We start from the raw sequence: 24,675 nt of genomic DNA, 5'->3' as shown, positions 1-24,675 counted from the left end.
GGGGGATACAAATGATACGTGGATTATATACTTCAGCTACAGGAATGATAGCCGCGCAAACGCAAAGCGAAGTTATCGGAGATAATGTTGTCAACATAAAGACTGCCGGCTTTAAAGAACAGCTTGCCAGTAATATTTCTTTTCCCTCGAAACAGATTTATCGTATCGGGGGAGATAATACTTCTGTAGCCCTTGGTGGAATGGGGACAGGTCTTGGAGTCGACCAAGTAACCAGATCCAATGTTCAAGGATCGCTGGATGTTACGGATGCTAAGACGGACTTAGCCCTTAAGACATTAGGATACTTCGTAGTCCAGACTCCGGACGGAGATCGATATACTCGTAATGGGCATTTCCAGTTGGATAGCGAAGGTATGCTTAGAACGGCAGAGGGCTTTACTGTTCAAGGAGAAGAAGGTCCAATAGGGCCATTGAGCTTGGATTTCAGCGTTAGCTCTGAGGGTGTCATTTTTGATCAAGGCCAAGAGGTTAATCATTTGCGTATTGTTGAGATTCCTGAAGACGCCTTACAACGGGAAGGCCAATCCCTATATAATGCAACTGAAGGGGTTCAAGCAGCAGTTGGGGCTCAAGTTCAACAGGGTGCAATTGAAAGATCTAACGTAAATCTTTCCGGACAATTGGTAAATATGATGTCAGTGATGAAAGCATATGAAGCCAATCAAAAAGTAATTCAAACTCAGGATGAACTGTTAGGAAAAGCGGTTAATGAGGTTGGAAAGATATAGTTGATAATCATTAAACTAATTCCTGAACAAATTCTGGAGAACAATGAGGTATAAGGGTTAAACCGATAGTTTCCTAGTTGCCCAAAGAGTATAATTCCCCTATTACTTCTAGATTGGAGGTTACTCAGTGAACATTGCCCAAATGCTCCTTTTATATCAACTTCAAGAAATGAATTCTTCTTGGCAGTCTGCTCAAACTGATAGGATGGATCTGTCCGGTTCAAGTGACAGCAATAGTACAGCGCCGCTTTTATTTGCGACTTTACTAAAGGCAGCTCTAGGAGGAGTGGGGGATGCATCTCAAGGGTTTAACAATTTATTTCAATCTTCATCAAGAGTTGCCCAAGATAGTTACAACAATGCTCGAACTCCAGAGGTTAAAGGAAGTAACTCAAGTTCTCTGGATCATCTGATTTATTCTATGGCTCAAAAATATGGAGTAGACCCTAATCTGATTCAGGAAGTTGTCAAAGCGGAGTCGGGGTTTAATCCAAAGGCTACCTCACCAGCAGGGGCTATGGGCTTAATGCAGCTAATGCCGGGGACGGCAGCTTCTTATGGTGTAAATAATGCCTATGACCCTACGCAAAATTTAGATGGGGGAACGCATTTTCTAAAAGATTTGCTGAATCGCTTTGAGGGTAATATTCCTCTGACTTTGGCAGCATATAATGCTGGATCAGGTGCAGTAGAAAAATATAATGGAGTTCCACCATACAAGGAAACTCGGGCCTATGTACAGAAGATCATGGCAGGATTGAATAATGATTGGAAAGCATAGAATTGACTCCCGATAACTAGAAGTCAAGAATGTTATGTTACTAACGACAAAGGGCAATTTGGCAAAAGCCAAGGACTAAAATCTACGAGCTGATGATCGCTAAGCTAACGAACTGTAAGGACTTTGCAGGTATCTTCTAAATGAAAGTGAGTTGCTTGGTGAGAATTAGAGATTACATATTTCAAAAGAGGGATCAAGGTGGAGAGGATTGATAAGAATGATTATCCATAAGAGAGTTATGAATTTTGCAATAATGTTGTTCTTTGCAATAATTCTTTTAATAGCTAAGCCTTTTGACGTATTAGCGAATGGAGAAACTGTCAATACAATTCCATTATTTCAGCAAGCAGTTGCTGATAACATGAATAATCGAGAAACTGAATTTACAATAAATTATACTGGCGATGCTGATGAACTTATTAATCAATTAGATGAGGTTGTAACAAAAGCTGAAAAAAGTGATGATTATTTAAGTTTATCTTGGAAAGAAATTAACCATGTTATCACTGGCGAACCAGGAGATACTCAATTCAACTTTACTATTGAGTATTTTACTACGAAAGTTCAAGAGGATGAAGTCGATGTAAGAGTCCTACAAATCGCTTCATCGATTACCCACTCTGAAATGAATGATTTTCAGAAAGAGAAAGCTGTTCATGATTGGATTCTTGCAAACGTTAACTATGATGATGAATTACTTCAACGCACAGCCTATACGGCTCTAACCTCAGGAAAGACAGTTTGTCAGGGATATTCAATGCTTATGCTAAAGCTGTTAAGTGCTGTAGGAATTGAGAATAGGATTGTTACAGGATACATAGGTAGCGAATATCACGCTTGGAATCTAGTTAAACTTGATGGGAAGTGGTACCATGTTGATTCCACTAACAATGATGCGAATGCGGACAAAACTATATATTATAATAAAACAGACAACTATATGACTAACCACGGCTTTACGTGGGATAAAGTCACATTCCCTCAAGCGAATACTATAGCCCCCAATGTAGTAACGGGTATTAGTTTCAACGAACCTACGGTAGCAATTAATGTTAAAGCTAGTACTTCTATAAAACCAGTAATAACTCCATCCAATGCTACTAATAAAAAGGTTACATGGCAATCCGCTGACCCTGCAATTGCGAAAGTAGATGTCAATGGAAAAATAATTGGAGTGAAGGAAGGAAGAACTACAATAACTGCTAGAACCGCAGATGGAGATTTTTCTGGATCATTTGAGGTAATAGTTCAAACGGGTGTAGCAAAAATAAGTCTAAATAAAACAACAACAACGCTTAGTATTGGATATAGTGATGAACTAATATCGACTATTGCTCCATTGAATGCCGTTAATAGCAATGTCACTTGGAAATCAAGTAACTCGTCTATAGTTACGGTTGACGAAAATGGGAAGATTGAAGCATTAAAGTCAGGTAGAGCTGTAATCACTGTTACCTCTGAAGATGGAAATAAAAAGGCAACTTGTATTGTTACAGTACCGACGGAGGTAACAGGTATTAGCTTAGCAAAAACCAGTGTTACGATTAATATAAACGATAGTATTATTTTAAAACCAGTAATAACTCCGATGAATGCTACAAATAAAAAAGTAAATTGGCAATCTAGTGCCCCAACGGTTGCCTCGGTTGATCTTAGTGGTAGAGTTAAAGGATTAAGTGAAGGCGTAGCAACGATTACTGCTACAAGTATTGATGGAAGTCGTTCTGCAACAATGGAGGTAATAGTCCAAACAGGAGTTACTAAAATTGCTCTGAACAAAACAAAGACAACACTGGGTGTTGGAAGCAGTGTAAAATTAATTGCTACAATTAACCCATCAAATGCAACTAATGACAACATAATTTGGAAGTCAAGTAATTCGTCAATTGTAACGGTTGATGAAAATGGGAATATTGAAGCATTAAAGGCAGGAAGCTCTGTTATTACTGCAACTTCTGAAAATGGTAAAAAAATGGCAAGTTGCAGTGTTACTGTGCCAACAGAAGTAACCGGCATAAGTTTTGCAAAAACCACTGTGACTATCAATATAAAAGGCAGTACTTTTTTAAAGCCAATAATCAATCCATCAAATGCTACGACTAAAAAGATAAACTGGAAAACAAGTAATCCATCCGTTGCATCAGTAGATGTTAATGGAAAAATTCTAGGAGTAAGTGAGGGCGAAGCAACGATCACTGCTACAAGTGTTGATGGCAATTATTCTGCAACATTTGATGTTATAGTTCAAACTGGAGCAATTAAAGTCGAGCTGAACAAATCTCAGGTAAAGCTTAGTATTGGAAACAACGATCAGTTGCTAGCCACTATCAATCCAACCAATGCTACTAATGCAAACATTACCTGGAAATCAAGTAACTCAGCTATTGTAACAGTAGATGAAAATGGAAATATCGAAGCATTAAAGTTAGGGCGAGCTGTTATTACAGCAACTACTGTAGATGGTGGTAGAAGAGCATCTTGTATAGTAACCGTGATTAATTAATGTTTATAGTGATAATTGTTATAGTGGGGAGCGTGAAATACCGTTCCTCATTCGTTTTTTAGCTACTAAAAGTCCAAGTGTCCCTGTTTTTGTCGTCTGCTTATACTGCCTTAGTATCGGCATGTCATGGGGGCATAAAATTTCTGTAAAAGAGAAGGAGATTATGACTCTTTAGCGAATTTTATAGTTAAAAGCGAAAGAATTATAGGATGTTTAGATAAATCACGGTACTTTAGTCGATTCTGTAAAGGGGTAGGAAATGGCAGACTATTATGGCTATCTATGGAGTACGACTTGGCCCAATTTAGGCGTACTCTTTTTGATAATCGGAGTTATACTCTCCAGATTAGTTTGGAAATTTGTCACTACATGGCGTAATGCCCGCCATGTCTGGGGGTTCTTGCTCTTGTCGCTGAAAATGGTAATTTGGGTTGGAGTATTAGGTGTATATACTCAATTATTATTATTTTCCCAGCCGGATTGGTTCGCTAAGCCTGGCCTGATTGAAGGTACCGTTCAAGGAAAGAGCTTTGACACAGCTTCAAACATATATAGTGTGGATATACGTAGTGGTACTGATCAAACGAAATTGTTTATAGATTTTTTTGTTTATCAACGATTAAATATTGATGATCACGTTAAGCTAATGTATTTGCCTATAAGGCGTGAAGTCATACGCTGTGAAATAGTTAGCAGCTTGCTGTAAGTATGTTGGCTGAATCTGGTTGGAGAATCTTCAATGCAGGGGGGTACTGACGGTTGGCAAAGTCTAAAAATGGGAAAGACTATACCCATGTGCCCTAAATCTAAACTTTCTATAATAAGGTGGATAGTTCGGACATGATGTTTTAATACGCAGGGGTATGAACAAAGTGCAATCTTATTGGATTTCACAGAAAAAGTCTTGGCGTAATATGCTATAATGTGAATATGATAGAATATGTATATTCTAAAGTAAGAAGCGATGCGGAAAGGAGAGTGGGAATATGCGTGTCCAGAAAGTTAATGAGCATACCATCCGCATCTTTATCTCTTTAACAGAATTAACTGACAGGGATATTACGATGGCTGATCTATTTCAGCGGTCAGCTAAGACGGAGCAATTGTTCTGGGAACTTATCGCGCAAGCAAGGGAAGAGGTTGAATTTAACTTAGATCAACCTTTCTGGATCCAGGCTACAGTGGCGACTAATGATGAGTTTGTAATTACAATTATGAAGCAAGAAGATCAAATTGAGGGTTCTGTTAAAGAGAAAGCTGGCCGAAAAGTATCCAGAGGCCGAATTACGGAATTAGTCTATGTCTTTAACGACTTTGAAGATGTAATCTCGGCAATAGGAAGGCTACCGGAATTCGCTCAGCTTCGTTCGGGGTTGTATGAATTCGAAAATGAATACTATCTTGTACTCAATCGAATGGGTACAGGCAAGAAAAGGTATTTGGCAGAAGCAATCCTTGATGAATACGGTGAAATTGTAGGTATAACAAAGTCTTTCCTCACAGAACACGGAAAAGAAATAATTCGAGAAAAAGCCGTGCAGACATTGAATGCAGCTTTCAATAAGCCGACAGAAAACTAGACTCAAAAAGGGAAGCAATATGCTTCCCTTTCTTATACTAGGCTTAAAATCCTCACTCATCAGCCTGAACCTGAGGAATTTACGTAAGCCACCCTTTACAACTAATTTGAGATAATTCTAGTATCTTTTGATCAGGAGTTACAAAATACATAAATAGAAGTATGAAAGCCCTTTGACCATTAGCCACAAGAGAAAATAGCAGGTATTTGACGTAAACAATTGATGCAGACAGTTTTGCCTTTGAATTTATGTATTCTCATAGTCTTACCGCAAAAGATGCAAGGGGAGAATTGCTCTCTTGATTGTGGGCGTGCCTTGAAGGGAAGGATTACAGCTTGGTGAGATGGCTGTTTGATTGCGCAAGTTAAGTCAGGGCTAATATTAGACATGGAATACCTCCTCGAAATCAGAAGTCAAAGGTCAAAGGCAAAGGAGGCCTGATGACTATTGCTTCAGCAAGTGTGTTAAGTTTCCTTTATCATATGCTAATTCTGCTGTCGAAATCCTAAAAAGCTTGCGGGCTGGATTCAGGGAATTTGGTCGATAAAATAGTTCCCCTCTAAGGAGTTGATAATCAGTGGAACAAGAGATTCTTAGGCGCTTAAGGGCTCTTCCGGCTGTTCATGAAGTGCTCTCTCGCTTAGAAGATGAAATAGAATTCAGTCCATTTATGGCGAATGAGGGTTGGACGCCTCGCGTGACTCTGTATGTTCGACAGGTTCTACAAAGTATTAGGGAAGATATTAACCGAAATTACGCTAATCCTTTTGAAGAATTTGAAGCTGCTCTATGGCCCGCCATAAAAAAAGACCTTTTTAAAAAGTTGATCAAGGGTGAAACTAGTTTGCGGCGGGTAATTAATGCCACTGGAGTTGTTTTACATACAAATTGCGGAAGAGCCCTCCTGGCACCGGAAGTAGCCCGTTTTATTTCAGAACAGGCAGAACGATACAGTAACCTTGAGTTGAATATTCAGACTGGAGAGCGGGGGTCACGCTACGTTCATGTGGAGGAGCTGCTTTGTAAGTTGACTGGTGCAGAAGCAGCGATGGTAGTCAATAATAATGCTGCGGCGGTTTTGTTGATGATGAATACCTTTGCCCAAGGGAAAGAGGTCATCGTTTCCCGGGGGGAATTAGTGGAAGTTGGAGGCTCATTTAGAATTCCTGAGGTTCTAAAAGCTGGCGGAGCAAAATTAGTAGAAGTTGGAGCAACCAATAAGACTTGGCTAAAGGACTATGAAGCTGCTATTAGTTCGGAAACAGCAATGCTATTGAAAGTTCATACAAGCAATTACAGGGTTGAAGGATTTACTCATACTGTCTCAGGAGCGGAACTTGTAAAACTCGGAGAAGATAAGGGTCTGCCTGTGATGGAGGACTTAGGAAGCGGGAGTTTCTTCGATGGGGCTAATTTAGGCTTTCCTCCAGAGCCAACTATTAAACAAACTGTTAAAGCAGGTATCTCCCTTGTTACCTTCAGTGGAGATAAATTGCTTGGCGGGCCACAGGCGGGCATTATTGTTGGCAAAAAGAGTTTTGTCCAACAATTAAGGACCAATCAATTAACTCGAGCATTAAGAGTTGATAAATTAACTTTAGCGGCATTAGAAGGAACTCTTCGCTTATATGACAAGGGTGAATTCAATGAAATTCCCGTTTGGAGGATGCTCTCCGCTCCTTTGGATAAACTATATGAAGCTGCGTTTGAATTATTTACAACACTTCAGCCGAACCAAAAAATTGAAGTTAAGTTGCAAGAAGATGTCTCTCAGGTAGGTGGAGGAGCATGGCCAACGGTTGAGCTTCCTACCTGGGTATGTACGATTCGACCAAGACAGGGAAGCGTTATTGAATTAGAGAAGTTTTTGCGCTTAGGTTCAGTAGCCATTCTGTCAAGAATTCATAAGAATTGGATAGTAATCGATGTTAGAACTTTTCTGAAGGGTGATAGAGAGGAAGTTGTTAGGCGGTTAGCGGAGTGGGATCAATAAAAATGTAAGTTGGATTGGATAGGTTGAAGTAGCATTATTACAAGTTATACTGAAAGCGTGATAGTTTAGGATAATTAATATACTAAGGTGGTGTTGAAGATGGATCTGAATATCTTCCAGAATGAAACAACGGATAAGGTTAGGTTGACGCAGTTGTCTACCAAGGCCGGCTGAGGATGCAAGATAGGTCCTTCGGACCTAGCGCAAGTATTGCGCTATTTACCGCCTAATCAAGAGGATGCTAACCTATTAGTAGGTATGGAGACTTCTGATGATGCTGGGGTTTATCGGATTAATGCAGAACAAGCCATTGTACAAAGTGTTGATTTCTTCACTCCTGTTGTAGATGATCCTTATGCCTTCGGTCAGATAGCTGCCGCAAATGCCCTGAGTGATATTTATGCAATGGGGGCTAAGCCTCTAACTGCTATGAACTTAGTTTCTTTCCCGGTGAAGAAACTAAATATGGAAGTTTTAGCAAAGATTTTGCAAGGCGGCAGTGATAAAATTCGGGAATCAGGAGCGATTCTTGTAGGTGGACACTCTATTGATGATCCTGAACCCAAATACGGACTGTCGGTTACGGGGATTGTGCACCCAGACCATGTTTTGTCTAATGCTAAAGCTAAGCCAGGGGATATTTTGGTATTTACCAAGCCTTTGGGGGTTGGAATTATTACTACCGGGATAAAACGTGGCATCGTGTCACCAGAAGCGGAAGCCGAAGTCATTAAAGTTATGGCAACTCTAAATAAAGGAGCTGCTGAAGCGGCAATATCCGTCGGGGTACATGCTGTTACGGATGTTACAGGCTTCGGGCTGCTAGGCCATCTGCATGAAATGCTGGAGGCAAGTGGCTGCAGTGCTGATATCTATGCAGAGGCTGTCCCGGTTTTAGATAGTGTTTGGAATTGTATCCAACAAAAAGCCATCCCGGGAGGGACTCAGGCTAATCGACGTCATCTTGAGAATAAGGTGGATTTTGAAGCGGAGGTTTCAGAAGAACTTAGAATTGTCTTTTTTGATGCGATTACCTCTGGCGGGTTGCTAATCTCTGTTCCTGAAGATCGCGTTGAGTTACTAATTAAGGAACTACAGGCCAATAACGCTCCTGCTGCTGCCGTAATCGGACGAGTTAATCAAGGTGAGGGAGGCAGAATTGCGGTTTCCAGTCGTGCATGATAAAATACCGCTGTAACTGGTAAGGTAGCGGAGGGATAGAGATGAGAGATCTAGTGCAAACCATAGCTACTTGTTTTGAACAAGTAGCTTTATTTTTTCCCGGTGGGGATCCAAAAGCACAAGCAAGCTTTGAAAAAAGAGCAGTCTATTTGGACTCCAGAACTTATTCCAGAGAGCTTCTGGCAGATACCTTGCGAGAGTATCATCTCAATTTAGGGTCTAGTTCAGAAACCCTTAAGATGATTGAAGAACTAAGAAATAAAGAAACTCTTGCGGTGATCACTGGGCAACAAGCGGGAATTTTGACAGGACCTTTATATACCCTATATAAAGCCATGACTGCAATACTACTGGCTAAAGAACAGCGTGAAAAACTCGGACGTCCGGTTGTTCCAGTTTTTTGGATTGCCGGGGAAGATCATGACTGGCAAGAGATTCGTGAGACCTACCTGTTAAATTCTCAGGGAAATATTGTTCCTTGTCTACTGCCGGGTGACGGGGGCGGAAAATCTATTGGTCACCAAAAAGTACCCTCGTGGGAAACGATTGAAACACAACTATTAGACATGCCGGAGAGCGAATTTAGGTCTTCCGTTATTACGAAGTGTCGGCAGATAACCGAACAAGCTGAGAACTTGACTCAATGGTTTGCTTTAACATTGCAGTGGCTTGTACAGAAATGGGGGCTAATTTTTTTCGATCCAATGATTCCGCAATTTAAGCAACTGGCGTCGCCGATGTACGAGCAGATCTTAAAAATGCACGGAAATGTACGGGATGCCTTGGCCGAACGTACAAAAGAATGGGTCGACTTGGGATTTAAGCCTCAAATAAAGCCAACCGGCGGAGAGGTGAATTTATTTCTTTCTGTACCGGAACGACGAGCAATTCTCTTCAGGGAGGAATCGTTTTATCTGCGTGGACAAAAGAAAACATGGAGTTTGGATGCCCTTAACCAGCTGCTGACTGGAAATCCTGATAGTTTTTCTCCTAATGTGGTGACCCGTCCTATCGTTCAGGAATATCTGTTGCCTACCTTGGCTTATGTGCCCGGACCGGGAGAATTGAATTATTGGGCGCAACTTGGAGAAGTTTTTGCGAAGTTAGGTTTTATAATGCCGATCCTTTATCCAAGGCTCTCTGCAGTAGTTTTAACGGCTTCTTGGCAAAAATATTTAAAAAGGCAGGGACTAAAGCTTGAAGATGTGTACAGCGGTTTGCAGGAACATCGAAACCGTTGTATCCGAGAACAAGATATGCTAAATATTGATGAACGTTTTCAGCGTTTACGCAATCAGATAAGGAAGAGCTATGCTGAGCTTAAACCACTGGAGGATATCGATGTAAATGTAAATAAATGGCTGGAACGAAATGAGGCAAAGGTAAAATATCAGTTAGAGTATTTGGAAAGAAAGATTTGGCAGGCCCAGCGAAAACGTTGTAAGGATCAGTTAAGCCGCTTGCAACAGCTTGAAGATGGGATTACTCCTAACAATTCCAGGCAAGAACGGGTTTTGAATCCCTTAACTTTTGTGATGAGGTATGGACATAGCTTTGTGGATAGAGTTTCGGAAATCCCTCTGGGTGATTTTGACGAATATCCGATACTCATGTAAATCTAGGTGTGACAGAATTCTCACTTGAAGGCTCAATGTTCAGCGTTAAGGGAACAAGTTCACTATCAAATATCTTTTCTGCTTTCTTGAAGATTTTGTGAGTTTTCTTTCTTAAACGATAAAGTTGGGTATAATAGTATAAAGGAAGTTACTTAATGGAGTTGGTGCTGTGCTTCGTGCGATTAAGATAATCTTGATGGTTGTGACCTTTACTGTGGTTATAGCGGCTGGGGCAGTTGGATATATGGTATTTTTTGATTCAGGTAAGGAAACAAGCTGGGATAATAATAATTTATCAGATTCTATAGATGAAGGAATTAAAGATCGGGTTAGTGTATTGCTCATCGGAGCAGATCAACGTCCGGAACAAAAGAAATTTAGCACGGATACGATAATCCTAGCCAGCGTGGATCCAAAAACTAAGCGGACAAGCTTACTCTCTATTCCCCGGGATACGAGAGTCCTACTTAAAGGGCACGGCTACAAGAAAATTAATGAGATTGTTTCATTGACAGATTTAGATACTCTTGAGAAAACCGTGGAAGAGTTAACAGGGGAAAAGATAGCGGGATATGTCCAAACTAACTTTCAAGGATTTAAAAAGATTATCGATACTTTAGGCGGGATCACGGTCAATGTCGAGAAAAACATGTACTATGAGACTGGTGATGATGAGGATGGCTACATAAATCTTCATAAAGGGGAACAAATCTTAAATGGTTCTAAAGCTTTACAATATGCTCGTTTCCGGCATGATGCTTTAGCAGATATTTCACGAACCGCAAGACAACAAGTCGTACTTAAAGCTGTAGCTAAAGAAATGTTCCAGTTAAGCACTATTCCCAAACTTCCCTTTCTTGTTCCCCAAATTATGGATGCAGTGAACACTAGTTTATCCTCTAAAGATATTTTTACCTTAGCTAGAGTAGCGGTTGGATTCGATAGTTCAAATGTAGTGGCTCAAACTCTACCCGGGTCTTTTCTGGATTTAGAGGGGATAAGCTATTGGAAAGTTGATCCTCTTGAAGTGAAACAAGTCGTTAAGAATTTATTTCAAGGGAAGACAACCGAAAAAATCATTGGTCAGGAACCTGTAGATTTGCTAAAGCCAGTAATTCCTTCGCCTTCAAAGCCACTTCCACAGGTTCCGGGTAACAGCCAAGATCCTAATGGAAGAAAATCACCGGGCTATCAGATGTAATTAGAGTATGAGTTCATATTGAGGGGATGATTCTTTTACACAATAAATGTTAAGAATCATCCCCTCAAGTATCATTATCTCCCTGAGATTTCAGATTATTTGGGACTAAAGGCCTATAGGGCTGAAGGGAAATTATGATATTATAAAAAGAATAGCAACTCGTTGAAAGCAGGTGGTATTATGCCTGAAATAGTTGTTCAGTCTCCAAACCTTGAAGAGCTAAAAAAAGAATGGGCGCTTAAACTTAATATTTTGCCGGAACAGATCACCTTTGAAGTGATCGATAAACCTAGTATATTATCCCGTTTGTGGAAGGTGAAGGTTATTTGGGCTGAGGTGAGTCAAACTCCGGCTTTGGAACCTAGTCTTGTAAAAAAGGATGGTTCAAAGTATATTATAGTTCTTGGTGAAGGATCGAGACTCTTCATACCATCCGGACAGGTTGGCGAAGTATGGTTTAACGGGGTTCTCCAAGTTAGGCCTTTCATAGTTAAACCTGGTGATCAAGTTGAGTTCCAGCCGGTTGTTCAGAAGGGCCATTTGAACTGGGAACTGGATATACGTTTTCAGGGTTTGTCAGTTATGGCTAAAGTAAAGCATGAGCCTGCAGGGCATTATATATTACCTGAGAGTCTCCCGGGGGCAGAAGAAATTAATTTAGCTACCCATGCCTTATGGGAGAACTCACTGGATCAGGATGAGATGTGGAATGAGGCAAAGTTGACCTCAGACTTAGAAAGGTTAAAGATCGTTTATGGCATAAGGCAGGGGATTTGGGAGGAAATATTGAGAGTTAAAGGCTATAAAGAGCTTGTAATCGCTCAAGGAACCCTGCCTGTTCCCCCCGAACATGCTCGTTTAGAAGATTTTGTAGGAAGTTCTCAAGAACAAAATACTTCGGAAAATAAAAAAATCGACTTTTTTGCTTCTAAGTTACATGTTGTTAAGGAAGGGGATGTTCTAGCTCGTAAAATCCCCGGCAGGCCCGGTATCCCAGGTAAGGACGTCTTAGGGAGAGATCTCCCGGCAGCGGGGGTCAAGGATTTTCAGTTTCGGCTAAAAAAGAATGTTTGTCTATCCCCGGATCAACTTGAAGTAATAGCTGCCTGTTCCGGACAACCTATTCGGATCGATGAAAGAACCTACATGGTAGAGAATATCTTAGTTCAAAATAGTGATGTGGATCTGGCTTCCGGAAGTATTGAATTTCCGGGGGATGTGTTTATAAATGGTAATGTTCAAGATGGGCTTCGAGTTTTTGTTGGAGGAAAACTGGAAGTTAAAGGATCAGTGTCACATGCTGAGATAAGAGCGGAAAAAGGTGCTAAGATTTATCAAAATCTTATCGGCGGAAAGGTTATTATCGGAGAAAAATATGTTATTCGTTCAGAGCTGCTCCGTCTGGTTTCTGAATTAGAGGCTCAACTTACCCTTTGTCTACAACGTTCTGCAGATTTCGGTAATTATCCCGACGCAATTAATCTTAAACCCGGGCAATGTTTAAAGATGATTATAGAAAGACAATTCTTCGAACTGCCCAAACTAGCACAAAAAGTGGAGAAATTTGTGTTAGAAAATAAGCATGACGAAATTATTACTGAAGGGCTTATTGTATCTATCCGAACAGCAAAACACTTCTTATCAGGGCTAGGACCATTAGAACTCCAGTCAACACCATTCTTGCAGCGTGTAAATCAGGCCCTAGGACAATTCATCGAAAACTTAACCGTCGAACTCCCGGACAAGCTAAGTTTTAGTGTTAACTATCTACAGGGGGCTAGCGTTGAGTGCGGAGGCTCTTTTGAGTGTCTAAAGGGAACCTACAATTCCCACATTCGAGTAGAAGGAGACGTTACCATACAAGGTGTATGTCGGGGCGGGAAAATACTAGCTGGGGGCAATGTTCAGATTCGGGAACTAGGGGGATCGGAAGTAAGTTCTACCTTTGTTCAGATAAGTCCCACGGGTCGTCTACATGTAGAATACTGCCACGCAAATGTGGTAATTGCTGTTGGTAAAGAAATCATTCAAATAGAAGAAGCCTATAAGAGTTTAGATATATATCGTGAAGCGGGTAGAGTACAAATCGAGAAGATACGTGCTAATCATTAAGCTTAACTTCAGAGAAGAAGAACCTGTCAACTTTGGCAGGTTCTTTTTGACAACCTTGGGAATTACCGATACACTTATTCTAGTAATGAGTTCAAGTTCATTGAAAAATAGGGATAAAGAAATTGTGGAACCGTTAACAACTTGTAACGGAAGGAATCAATAGTATGAAAACAATGATCGAATTAGAAGAAGCTCTAGAGATGGTTCTCGCAAATATTCAGTTAGTCGAAACTGAGTCCGTTTCTATTGCTGATGCCTATGGCCGTGTCTTAGCCCAGGATGTGCGCTCAAAAATTGATATGCCGCCCTTTGCACGTTCTCCCCTGGATGGGTATACATATCGGGCAACAGAGGCTGCCTCCAAAGCACTTAATCTTAAGGTAATTAATGAAATTCCAGCAGGGTTTCCCTCGAAACAGATCATCGGCGTGGATGAGGCCTCCAAGATATTTACCGGTGCTCCGATTCCGCCGGGAGCCAATTGTGTAGTACGTATGGAAGACACTGAGCAGGAAGGTAATCAAGTGACGATTTTTCGTCCTGTTCGGCCGGGCTCAAATATTGTCCCAAAAGGGGAAGAAATTAAGGAAGGGGATATTCTGCTAGAACGAGGTTTTTGTCTGACTCCTCCGGCAATTGGCTTGATTGCTGCTGTTGGTGTAAATCAAGTTGAAGTGTTTCGCCGTCCTCGGGTTGGCTTACTGTCCACAGGCTCCGAGCTGATGGATGTGGGCGAATCTTTGAATCCGGGAAAAATTTATAATAGTAATAGTTATACCTTGCGCGGAATGCTCCGACAGGCAGGGTTTGAGGTTGAAGTTATCCCCACTGTTTCAGATCAGATAGAGGATACCCTCGCAGCCTTAGAGAAGCTTACTGAAGCAGATGTCGTCATAACAACCGGTGGAGCCTCTGTAGGAGAATACGATATTATGCGGCAGGCTCTTACCCAGTTTGGGTGTGAGATGTTATTTTGGAAATTGAACTTAAAACCGGGAACCCCAGCTTCAGTGGGGCAAAAAGGAAAGCAATTCTTTTTTTCTCTTTCAGGAAATCCGGCCGCTGCAATGGTAACCTTTGAACTCTTGGTTCGTCCAATACTTTTTAAGTTGGCAGGACATGCCGCCTATAAGGCGAAGGAATTCCAGGTAAGAATGGCCAACAGCTTTGAAAAGAGTGGCAAACAACGGCGCTTCTTACGGGCCCAGGCGGTTTTTAAAGACGGAGTAATCTGGGCGGATCTGGCTTCCGCACAGGGGTCAGGAATACTTCGCTCGATGATTGGAAGTCATTTATTGGTGGATGTACCGGCAAATCATGGTTCTGTAAAAGTCGGTGAACTTTTAGCGGCACGCTGGATTGTTGACTGAGGAGAGTAAGAAAATGAATATAAGCTTAACGCCTTTTCGAATTCCTGTTATCTCAATTGTTGGTGGAAAGTCTAACTCGGGAAAAACAACCCTCCTAGAAAAACTCATAGGTGAGGCTAAACGCCGAGGCTGGCGGGTGGCAACCTTGAAACATGATGTTCATGGGTTTGAGATGGATCAACCCGGCAAAGATACTTGGCGTCATGACCGTGCAGGTGCGGATATTGTGGCAATAAGTTCTCCTCAGAGAATTGCGATCTTAGAACGTGTCTCTGAGGATCAGCCCCTGGATGAGGTATTAGAACGAATTCGAGGCGTGGATCTGATCTTTACCGAAGGGTATAAATCTGCCGATAAGCCAAAGATTGAAGTGTTTCGATCTGGTGTGCATCAAGAACTTTACTCTCAACTTGAAGATCTTATTGCTATTGTTAGTGATGTCAAATTTGATAACGGGATACCTTGTTTTGACTTAGATGATGCCCAGGGAATTTGTGATTTGATAGCAGAAAAATTTTATGTTAAAGGGAGCGTGGAATGAAGTTCATTTGGCATTTAAACAGATTTGTTCGGGGTATTCCAGCTAAAGACAATTAAGCATGTCTCCTAGAAGGTTATTAATGTCCTGAGATGTTTTAATAACGTACATTTTATTAATTCAATGTTTCCTTTTTTGTACTATCAGCTTTAGAAGTGCAAAAAAGAAGGGCCGTCTTATAATGAGTGTCCTCAGACATTCATTATGAGACGACCTTTGATGTTTATAACCTTTTACTGGAATGAGTGAGATATAAAGTCAGGGCAATATTTTCTTTAAATATTTGGCTGCCAGAGGCAGCAAAGGATAGGCAAATAGTGACGAGAGCATATTAAAAATAGTATGAGCATTAGCAACTTGTCTAGAGAGGCTGCCCCCCATGAGGGTCAGGCCATAAGCCAAGGGCTCGACAAAGGGGAAAAAGACCAGTACTCCAAATACATTAAGTAAAACATGGAATAGTGCCACACGTTGTGCTGCTCGCGATGAAGCAAGCGCAGCAATTACGGCTGTGAAGCACGTGCCGATATTTGCTCCGAAGATAAAGGCTAGGGCTGTAGGGAGGGTAATCCATCCGTCTGCCGTGAGGAGCATAATGATACCGGTGGTTGCATTAGAGGAATGAAGTAAAGCGGATATTACCGTACCTGCGATGACTCCTTGAATATGATTGTCGCCAAGTTGGCGAAGGAAATCTTGAATCTGAGGCAAATTGACAAGTGGTGCCATCCCGACTTCAAGCAATCCTAAAGCGAAGAAGAGTACACCTAAACCGAAAACTGACTGGGATAGATAACGCCAGTGAGATGGGATGAAAAGAAAACCTAGGGAACCAAAAACCATAACGTAAGGAGTTATCTGATCGAGAGGAAAAGCAAGCAGTTGGGGGGTTAAAGTAGTTCCTATGTTACTGCCGAGGATCAGAGCAAAAGCGTTGGCAAAAGGGAGAAGACCGGCATCAACGAAGGATACAGCCATAACGGTTAAGGCGGTGCTTGATTGGAGAATTGCCGTAGAAACTGAGCCGCTCCAGAATCCACGCCAGGGAGTCGCTGTCATCCAAAGAAGGGCAACGTGCAGACGATGACCGGCAAATGATTGGAGTCCTTGCCGAAGAATTTTCATCCCCCAGAGTAAAAGACAAAGGCCCAGCACCAGGATTGCTAAGTACAGATATCTCACCTCTTTAGTTAAGCTTGGTTTTTAGACTTGACGGTTGAAAGTCGCAGATATTTAATTCTTAAGCTAATTTAAATATATTGACTAATAAAAGTATCAAGAACTTTTTTTCCCAAACATAAAGTTTCTTTTGGCAATGACTTAATAATGGAGCCTTATGGAAGGGATTGCCCTCATTAATTATCTTTATGAGGTTAAAGCGACAGCAACGATGATTGCATAAATTACTTAAGGGGTGATTATATGCAAGTTCGTCAAGGAAATGTTCGTGATTGGCCTTTCATGTATGCTCTTGGGAAAATTGGTATTCCTGAGAGTATTTCTCCATGGCGCAAGCAGCCAATGGAGGTGACGCTTAAATACCGAGAGGAATTTCTTAGAGGATTTTGGACCTGGATTCAGCAATCTGAAGCTAAAGTTTTTATCGTGGAAGAGCTAAAACAGGAAGCGGAGGAGGCTCAAAGTGTACATCCGCTAGGTTATTTGGTTCTGCATGACTCAGCCAGAGAAGAGCTGACGGGACTTACTCAAGGGTGGATTATGGATATTGTGGTTCTACCGGAGTGGAGGGGCAAGGGTGCGGGGAAAGTTTTGCTCAAGGCAGCAGAAGATCATTGTCGCGAACAGGGAATTTCTTACCTGGGTCTTGCGGTTAGCAGTCATAATGTCAAAGCTCTCAGGTTATACGAGAGTTACGGTTTTGCGGAGGAACGAAAGTTGTTAGTTAAGCAATTAAATTAAAACAAAAAAAGCTTGCGACGGATTAACTGTCGCAAGTGAAGTAAAGAGAGGAGTGGGGATAAAAAATAAAAAGTGAGACTGTTAAAATCATGTCCTGTGGCATTAGTATTTATACTTGCCTCGGGATATTTTTTTCCGAGGAATCCATAGGGGCTATGAGAAGTTCGAGGTTCGTGGTTCGAAGTTCAATTATAAGATTAAGATCAAAAATTAGCCTTTAGAATAACTAAATGATAGTGAGATTGAGATAAACTGTTTGTAGAATTTGACATCTTAGAACTCTCTTTAAAGAGTTTCCAAATATCTTACGTGGTATAATAACCATAATGAGTAGCTAGGCTGGTTTTTAAGCATAATTGTATCAGATGGTTATATAGGGGGTTATTTTTTGGAGCAATTAGAAATAAAGGCATTGGTTCAATCCGTTTTGGAAGAAACTAAGGGGATAGAAGGATATTTTGTAGTACGTGCTCAGTCTCGTAGAGAATGGAGTATGCGGTTAAGTAACGGACGTTTTGAAAGAGTAGCCACCGGCGAAGATAGTGGAATCGGAGTCCAAGCTTTCACTGAGAAGGGGGCCTCAGGCTTTGCTAATTCAGATGTCTTAGAGAAAGAGACTGGGCGCAAACTTGTCGAAAAGGCTATTCAATTGGCACGGAGAAACGAAGGTATCGGCTCAAAGGCGAATCGCCAAATCTGGATGGTACCTCCTGTTCAGGAAGAAGTAGCTAATACTGCTCAAAAAGGATTTGCAGAGATTCCTTTAGTGGAGCTCGAAAAGATGGTGATGACCCTTCATTCTCGTCTGAGTAGTTCTTTCCCTAAAGGGGTTTGGCAATCCAGCTATCGTCAAGTCGAAGAAGTATGGTGTATTGGACGAAGTGATGGTACACTAGTGTCTTTTGTGATTCCAAGAGCGGTACTGATGCATCAAGGGACGGTACGTAATAACGACAAGGCTCAAAGTACATTGATTCACCGCAGCGGAATGGATGCAACTCTGCTAATAGAAGAGCTGGCAGACAGTATTCTGGAAAAGAAGGCAATCGACAGAGCTGAATTTGCCTTAGCAGTGTGTGCTGCCCCCCAATTGCCCAGTGGTCATTATCCCTTAATTATTGATTACGGTTTAGCCAAAGGACTGGCCCACGAGGCCTTTGGGCATGCAGTAGAATCTGATCATATGAATGAATCCGTACTTGGCGAAAATGGGAAATTGCGCAAAGGTCTTCGGGTTGCCAGGCCTGGTGTAAGTATTATCGATGGCCCCTTAATCGGGGACTGGGCGAATCAGCCATTTTCAGCTAATGGTCTGCCTAGGCAGACTGTAACTATTGTGAGAGATGGGGTTTTAGAGGCAGGATTGGGAGATGTTTTTTCAGCAGAGGAAGCAGGGATGCCTGTCACCGGGGCAGGTCGTGCAGAGAGTTATGCACATGTTCCGCTGCCCCGAATGAGTAATATTCGGTTGCTGGTTGAGCCTATGCTGCCTTTAATCCCGGAAGAGCATTTGATGGATGAGGTTAAAGCTGTACGCGAGACCCTCTTGAAACATGGAGAAATGCTTGCTGGGGAGAAGAATCTGCTTTTGTTAGGGTATAGAGGCGGCCAAGTTAATCCTAAAACAGGGGATTTTGTTTTTCAATGTGATGGTATCATAGATGTTGCTGATCCTGATCTCCCGATTTATCAGCCTTCTATTTTTAGTGGAAAAATCCTTTCAGCTTTAGAGGCTATTCGTGGCGGCCTTGGTGAAGGCTGTTATGATGCAATTGGTACATGTGGAAAGGGTGGTCAATCCGTGGCCTCAAGCGGTGGAAGTCATCGCTATTTGCTGATGGATGTCGATCAACAAGTAAGCTTAGGAGGAGAACAGGCATGAAACTTGTAGCTCAATTAGAGGATCTGCTCTACAAGGCTCAGCGGGCTCCAAAGAGTGAAGAGCTTAGACTCTCAGCTTGGAGAATTGTGGTTCATGAGTCAGAGGTGGTTGCCTTGGGAATAAAAGATAATTCCCCAGGCAGTGTCTATACTCCGCCAAGTTATCGTCAAGGGGAGAGTGGAGACGTTTTTTTAGTCTGGTCGGATGGGACATGCAGTCAGACTATGGTTCAGCTTCCGTTTTCCAGCGACCCGGATTATTGGCCAAGAGCATTAGAACAATGGAAGCAAGCATCCTATGAAGACCCGGATGCCGTACATATACCTGCTCCTGAATCTTTACCCCTTGTAGCGGTTGAAGATCGGTCGATTAAATCAATTATTACTGGGGATGACAAAATTCTATTTGAGCAGGCCGATCGTTGGTTAAAGGACATACCCAAAAATGTAAAGATGCAGGGGAGTATTCAAGCTGCTTGGGGTTATAGGCATGTTCGAACCTCAACAGGGCTTGCAGTGACTTATCAACAATCTCAATTTGTCTCAGGATTTTCTTTTGACAGTTTAATTGGAGCCGGATTTGCTAAACGTAGACTAATTCGACCTGAAGAACAGGAGAAATTATGGCTCCAAACAGTAAATCAGTATCAATGGATGCAAAAGGAGGCATCTCCGGTTGGTGCCAATACTCAGGTAATCCTTGCACCCGGCATGACTGAAGACATGGTGAGGCAATTTATACTACCTAATTTTTCGGGAGATCGAGTGATTGAAGGGCAGGGGGCCTTTTCGAAGGAGAGTTTTCTGGATAACAAGCCAGTTTTTCACGAACAGCTTTCCTTGATGATTGATCCATTCCGGCCTTTAGAATTGGGATCTTATTTAGTTACTCCTGAAGGGATTCCGGCATCTCGAACAGTCTTGGTTCAGGATGGGCAATTAAAGACTCCTTACCTGAGAGTGAAAGATGCTGTTCGCTGGGGTGCGAAACCCACTGGCCTTCCACAGGGGACGGCTGGCCTCTATATTAAGCATAAGAGCGAGGCTCCTTGGCTGGAATTGTTACAAGGGATTGAGGATGGAGTTCTCATTCTATCAGTTCTTGGCTTACATACGCAGGATTCAGTTTCTGGTTCATATTCCTTAAGTGCACCGCATAGCTTAAGAATTTTAAAGGGTCGAATCGTAGGAAAAACAGATGTTAAACTATCAGGTAACTTTTTGGCTGATTTGGCTGCTGCAACCACAAAGACGGCATTGTCGGAACTTGATAATTATCCGTATTTAATGATCAGAACCGGAGTACAGAATCTGTAAGAGATAGAGGGGAGTTAGCAATGTTAGATTTGCATGTGCATCTTCTCGGGCATAATGACCGAGAGGCTAGCCGGGAAACCATTGCGGCTTTTTTAGATGAAGCCACACGGCGAGGATTGAAGGAGATTGGGTTTGCGGATCATGATTATTATTGGGATCAAATGAACTTCCCCATGATCCGTGAGGTTGCTGAGGACTACCCTCATTTGGCGGTCAGAATTGGATTGGAAGCTGAATATCGTCCCCATGAAGAAGGAAGGATTAAGAACTTAATAGAGCAGTTTCCTTTTGATTTTATTATCGGGTCTGTGCATGAATTTGATGGCTGGGTTTTTGATATTCCTGAAGAAGAACCCATGCATTGGAAGAAAGATATTGATCAGTTTTATAGCAGATATTTTGAGATTGTGACACTTGCCGCTAAGAGTGGATTATTTACAACGATTGGACACTTTGACCTCATAAAAATATTTGGAGCAAGGCCCTCCAAGGATATTTTGGCACTGGCTGATGAAACCTTAACAGTGGTCGCTGAGCAGGGGTTAGTATTGGAAGTTAATACAAATGGAAGGTATAAACCAGTTCAGGAGTTTTACCCGGAAAGACGCCTCATCGAGGATATTCACCGGCGGGGGATTGAGTTTACTTTAGGTTCAGATGCGCATTGTGCTGGAAATGTAGGGCGAGATCTATCTGAAGCAAGTCAGCTACTACATGAGGTCGGCGTGAAATCCCTTGTTGGGTTTTCCAGACTAGATAAAGTAAGCTACTCCCTGGATTAGGGGGGAATTGGTAAATATGCTAGATGAGAAATGGTTTATTGAGGAGACTGCTGCCCAAGCTTTAGTGGAAATATTAAATAATAAGTATGGCAAGGACTATAAAATCTTTGATCATACGGATCGGCCGGATATTATCATCGAAAATCAAATAGATGGGACACGTCTTGGAGTAGAGGTTACCCACTTGTTCTATGATTCAGATGAAGCTCGTTATGTTTTCGGACGATCTAACGAACGGCATAATCCTCCGGCTCCCGAATACCTTGAAGGGTATGTGCGAAGGCTAAATGCTTTGTTACAACAAAAGAGCGAGAAGGCTAAAGGATACAATCATGATTATCCTTTAGCACTCTTAATTAGGGTGGTTTCGCCACTTTTTCACATGTGTAATTTCAAGGTATATCGGCCCGAAATTATTGTGCCTCCTTCAGATTTTCAGTACATTTGGCTACTGTTCTATGACTTTGTAGAGAGACGATGGACTTTGCTAAAACAATTGCGCTGATAACTGGATAGACTTCACATTCCGGTGCAACACTAAGTATAGGGTTAAGCCGGTTTGTGAAGGAGTCGAGAAAAATGCCTTGGATAGAAATTGCCCTTTCTCCCCACTCAGAATGGAATGAAGACGGTCTTAAGGATTGGGCATTAGCCCTTGGGGCCTTCCTTAATGAGAGAGGGACTGAGCCAGATCCACAAATTCGTATGTTGCCAGGCTATAATGTCGTTCGATTGGGAGTGACAGGAATTGAAGATCTGACTATTAGCAGTACTGAGCGGCTTGTCATTATAAGGGGACTATCATTGAATGGAAATGTAGAATCTGACTTTGCACGGTTTGTTGTTCGGTTTGCTTTACAAATGGGAGCGTTAGGGATCTGTGTCGCCAATTCGGATTTATCCGAAAAAAGTTATTGGCGTAAGCTTGGTGGGGTTATCCGACCGGATCCTGTCCCCTTAGTGGGATCAATTTGTCGTGAAAAAGTAGGTGTTAAACAGCTTTATAAGTTCGGCTTGTTAGTCACCTATGAAGATGAACCAATACTTTGCTTGGAACCGATAGCCTGTAATGCACATTCCCCCGGCATAGTAAGTCTTGCCCAACGTAGATTGGAAAAAATGTATGGAGGGAGTCCAATAGGATTTGCCAGCCGAATGGCGGCCCATTGTCCATGGATTATTTCCAAAGTACAATGGACAGACTTATTGTCATTCAGTCGCTTGCAGGCGTTTGAAATATTGGAGGGGACTGTGAATAAGAATCAATAAGTACAACTTATGTAACAATCTATAGTACAAGTAATTATTCATTCTGGACGGACTCCAGTCAGTGTCTGGCAAGACTATATTTGTCTGTTGTGGAAAAATTATATATAATGAGATATTAAAGTTTGGGCTAAGCGGTTTTGACAAACTAATCATATTACTACATAGAAGCTTGTTACAGAGGAGTGGGAAGGGATATGGCTACTACTGATTTGGCACACGAATTAGCTCGTACTCTAAAAGAGTCGGATCAATTCAAGCACTTTCTTAAATCAAAGGAAAAGGTTATGAGTGATGCAAATAACCATAAGATGGTTCGAGAATTTCAATTGAAACAATGGGAGATCCGTGAAGCCCAAATGTTAGAGCAAGAAATCAGCGAGGAAAAACAGCAAGAACTAGAGCGCTTATACAGTTTGGTAAGCATAAGCCCAACCGCAAGAGAGTATTTAGAAGCTGAGTTTGAAGTGTCTTGTATGGTGAATGATATTCAGAAAATTATAGGGGAGGCCATTCAAGATGCACTGCCGATAGGTTTTGAGGAAATGAATTCCTGAATTTTGGGAATTTCAGAGCACTCTTCGGCATTACAGGTCTTTTATATAGGTTAATTAAAAGAGGTGCAATTGGTGAAAATCGGAATGGTATGTTACCCAAGCTATGGGGGAAGCGGTGTTGTTGCAACTGAACTCGGGTATGCACTGGGCGAACGAGGGCATGAAGTTCATTTTATTTCTTCAGCTCGCCCCTTTCGTTTGCGTCGTTTTCATGAGAAGCTCTTTTATCATGAGGTGACAGATGTAAGCTACCCTGTGTTCAAATATCCGCCCTATACTTTGTTACTTGCTAATAAAATCGTAGAAGTAGCTAATTATGTCGGGTTGGATTTAATCCATGCTCATTATGCTATTCCTCATAGTATTAGCGCATATTTGGCTAAACAAATGATGACTAAGCCTATTCCGTTAGTTACAACACTACATGGAACAGATGTTACCTTAGTAGGTGCCTATGAAGAGTTTAAGCTGTTAACCTGCTTAGCGCTTAAGGTTAGTGACCGTATTACAGCAGTATCAAATTCGTTGGCAAGAGAAACCGCAGCTGCCTTTGAGTCGCTGGATCAGGAAATAGAGTTTATTCCAAATTTTATCGATCCATCGATGTACCTACCCAAAGGGGGATTAATGTCAAAATGCAAAGAGCACTTTGCTCCCTTTGGAGAAAAGATTTTAACCCATATCTCAAATTTTAGAGAAGTTAAAAGGGTTGTAGATGTGGTTAAAATATTTGATCTGGTTGAAAAGGCTGTTCCTTGTCGGCTCTTACTTGTTGGAGATGGGCCTGAAATGGTTAAGGTAGAACGGGAAGTCACTAAACGGGGACTTGAGAAAAAAGTACAGTTCCTCGGCAAACAAGAAACTGTTCAGGATATTTTGCAGATGACCGATGTATTCATTCTCCCCTCAGAACAGGAGAGTTTTGGACTGGTAGCCTTAGAGGCGATGGCCTGTGGTGTTCCGGTGGTTGCTAGCAGGGTAGGAGGCTTACCTGAAGTCATAAAAGATGGTGAAACCGGTTATCTCGCTGATGTAGGAGATATTTATGGAATGAGTGAGGCCGTTCTTAAACTATTAACTGATTGCTCAAGATATAAGATTTTTTCTGAGCAAGCAGCAAATTGGGCAAGAGAAGCCTTTCCCATTGACCGAGCAGTGAGAAGGTATGAGTCAGTTTATGAAAGTGTTGTTCAAGGTTATTACTAAACCACTTATTTAATCTGCGGATCCCTTTGAGTTTAGGGTTGGATTTTTAGTACAAATGAAGCAAGTTCACTTGAAAGTAATTCCAGCTAGAGTTTCGAACTACGAACAACGAATATCGAAA

21 protein-coding genes are annotated in these 24,675 nt (G+C 41.7%); 20 read left to right on the top strand and 1 reads right to left on the bottom strand.

The annotated features are described in order from the left end of the window. Nucleotides 1-11: 11 nt before the first annotated feature. The 12 genes from DESMER_RS18715 to mobB all read left to right on the top strand — a co-directional run bounded on the left by DESMER_RS18715 (nucleotide 12) and on the right by mobB (nucleotide 15,628). Nucleotides 12-749, top strand: coding sequence for a flagellar hook-basal body protein (locus DESMER_RS18715; RefSeq protein WP_014904633.1), 738 nt, complete (start codon nucleotides 12-14; stop codon nucleotides 747-749). Nucleotides 750-876: 127 nt separating this feature from the next. Then, nucleotides 877-1,530 carry a lytic transglycosylase domain-containing protein gene (locus tag DESMER_RS18710; RefSeq protein ID WP_014904632.1) on the top strand — a complete coding sequence of 218 codons (654 nt, stop codon included), beginning with the start codon at nucleotides 877-879 and terminating at the stop codon, nucleotides 1,528-1,530. A gap of 217 nt (nucleotides 1,531-1,747) precedes the next feature. Then, nucleotides 1,748-4,033, top strand: coding sequence for an Ig-like domain-containing protein (locus DESMER_RS22660; protein WP_014904631.1), 2,286 nt, complete (start codon nucleotides 1,748-1,750; stop codon nucleotides 4,031-4,033). 259 nt (nucleotides 4,034-4,292) lie between these two features. Then, the gene (locus DESMER_RS18690; RefSeq protein WP_014904630.1) at nucleotides 4,293-4,739 is read left to right on the top strand and encodes a hypothetical protein; all 447 of its coding nucleotides are present in this window, start codon (nucleotides 4,293-4,295) and stop codon (nucleotides 4,737-4,739) included. Nucleotides 4,740-5,019: 280 nt separating this feature from the next. After that, complete coding sequence (locus tag DESMER_RS18685) at nucleotides 5,020-5,613, top strand: adaptor protein MecA (protein WP_014904629.1); 594 nt, start codon at nucleotides 5,020-5,022, stop codon at nucleotides 5,611-5,613. Nucleotides 5,614-6,190: 577 nt separating this feature from the next. After that, a complete protein-coding gene (gene selA, locus DESMER_RS18680) occupies nucleotides 6,191-7,606 on the top strand; it encodes an L-seryl-tRNA(Sec) selenium transferase (protein WP_014904628.1) in 1,416 nt (471 codons plus the stop codon). Between the two features lie 99 nt (nucleotides 7,607-7,705). Then, nucleotides 7,706-8,788, top strand: coding sequence for a selenide, water dikinase SelD (gene selD / locus DESMER_RS18675; RefSeq protein ID WP_083856513.1), 1,083 nt, complete (start codon nucleotides 7,706-7,708; stop codon nucleotides 8,786-8,788). 41 nt (nucleotides 8,789-8,829) lie between these two features. Then, nucleotides 8,830-10,404: a bacillithiol biosynthesis cysteine-adding enzyme BshC gene (gene bshC, locus DESMER_RS18670; RefSeq protein ID WP_014904626.1), complete on the top strand. Its 1,575-nt coding sequence runs from the start codon at nucleotides 8,830-8,832 to the stop codon at nucleotides 10,402-10,404. Nucleotides 10,405-10,573: 169 nt separating this feature from the next. Next, a complete protein-coding gene (locus DESMER_RS18665; RefSeq protein WP_014904625.1) occupies nucleotides 10,574-11,605 on the top strand; it encodes an LCP family protein in 1,032 nt (343 codons plus the stop codon). A gap of 180 nt (nucleotides 11,606-11,785) precedes the next feature. Next, complete coding sequence (locus DESMER_RS18660) at nucleotides 11,786-13,717, top strand: FapA family protein (RefSeq protein ID WP_014904624.1); 1,932 nt, start codon at nucleotides 11,786-11,788, stop codon at nucleotides 13,715-13,717. A gap of 164 nt (nucleotides 13,718-13,881) precedes the next feature. Continuing rightward, nucleotides 13,882-15,087, top strand: a complete 1,206-nt coding sequence (locus DESMER_RS18655; RefSeq protein WP_014904623.1) for a molybdopterin molybdotransferase MoeA — start codon at nucleotides 13,882-13,884, stop codon at nucleotides 15,085-15,087. A gap of 13 nt (nucleotides 15,088-15,100) precedes the next feature. Then, nucleotides 15,101-15,628: a molybdopterin-guanine dinucleotide biosynthesis protein B gene (mobB, locus tag DESMER_RS18650; RefSeq protein ID WP_014904622.1), complete on the top strand. Its 528-nt coding sequence runs from the start codon at nucleotides 15,101-15,103 to the stop codon at nucleotides 15,626-15,628. A 255-nt stretch (nucleotides 15,629-15,883) separates the two neighbouring features. Here the strand turns inward: mobB and DESMER_RS18645 are convergent, their stop codons facing one another. Next, nucleotides 15,884-16,807, bottom strand: a complete 924-nt coding sequence (locus tag DESMER_RS18645; RefSeq protein WP_014904621.1) for a Na/Pi cotransporter family protein — start codon at nucleotides 16,805-16,807, stop codon at nucleotides 15,884-15,886. A gap of 240 nt (nucleotides 16,808-17,047) precedes the next feature. Between DESMER_RS18645 and DESMER_RS18640 the strand changes: the two genes are divergently transcribed. From DESMER_RS18640 to bshA, 8 genes are all read left to right on the top strand, one after another. After that, nucleotides 17,048-17,545 (top strand): GNAT family N-acetyltransferase, encoded by a 498-nt coding sequence (locus DESMER_RS18640; protein WP_014904620.1) that lies wholly within the window; start codon nucleotides 17,048-17,050, stop codon nucleotides 17,543-17,545. A gap of 388 nt (nucleotides 17,546-17,933) precedes the next feature. Next, nucleotides 17,934-19,427, top strand: a complete 1,494-nt coding sequence (locus tag DESMER_RS18635; RefSeq protein WP_014904619.1) for a TldD/PmbA family protein — start codon at nucleotides 17,934-17,936, stop codon at nucleotides 19,425-19,427. Continuing rightward, nucleotides 19,424-20,743, top strand: coding sequence for a metallopeptidase TldD-related protein (locus DESMER_RS18630; RefSeq protein WP_014904618.1), 1,320 nt, complete (start codon nucleotides 19,424-19,426; stop codon nucleotides 20,741-20,743). Before DESMER_RS18635 ends, DESMER_RS18630 begins: the two co-directional genes overlap by 4 nt. Nucleotides 20,744-20,763: 20 nt before the next feature. Then, the gene (locus DESMER_RS18625; protein ID WP_014904617.1) at nucleotides 20,764-21,525 is read left to right on the top strand and encodes a histidinol-phosphatase HisJ family protein; all 762 of its coding nucleotides are present in this window, start codon (nucleotides 20,764-20,766) and stop codon (nucleotides 21,523-21,525) included. Between the two features lie 16 nt (nucleotides 21,526-21,541). Next, nucleotides 21,542-22,030 carry a hypothetical protein gene (locus DESMER_RS18620; RefSeq protein ID WP_014904616.1) on the top strand — a complete coding sequence of 163 codons (489 nt, stop codon included), beginning with the start codon at nucleotides 21,542-21,544 and terminating at the stop codon, nucleotides 22,028-22,030. Nucleotides 22,031-22,104: 74 nt separating this feature from the next. Further along, complete coding sequence (locus DESMER_RS18615) at nucleotides 22,105-22,794, top strand: hypothetical protein (RefSeq protein WP_014904615.1); 690 nt, start codon at nucleotides 22,105-22,107, stop codon at nucleotides 22,792-22,794. Between the two features lie 194 nt (nucleotides 22,795-22,988). Next, entirely contained in the window at nucleotides 22,989-23,348 is a 360-nt protein-coding gene (locus tag DESMER_RS18610; RefSeq protein ID WP_014904614.1) for a YlbF/YmcA family competence regulator, read from the top strand. Between the two features lie 72 nt (nucleotides 23,349-23,420). After that, nucleotides 23,421-24,554 (top strand): N-acetyl-alpha-D-glucosaminyl L-malate synthase BshA, encoded by a 1,134-nt coding sequence (bshA, locus tag DESMER_RS18605; protein ID WP_014904613.1) that lies wholly within the window; start codon nucleotides 23,421-23,423, stop codon nucleotides 24,552-24,554. Nucleotides 24,555-24,675: the final 121 nt, after the last annotated feature.

Source organism: Desulfosporosinus meridiei DSM 13257 (assembly GCF_000231385.2).
Lineage (GTDB): Bacteria > Bacillota > Desulfitobacteriia > Desulfitobacteriales > Desulfitobacteriaceae > Desulfosporosinus > Desulfosporosinus meridiei.
The sequence above is the reverse complement of the archived record's forward strand: the minus strand, read 5'-3'. Positions and strand labels throughout refer to the sequence as shown.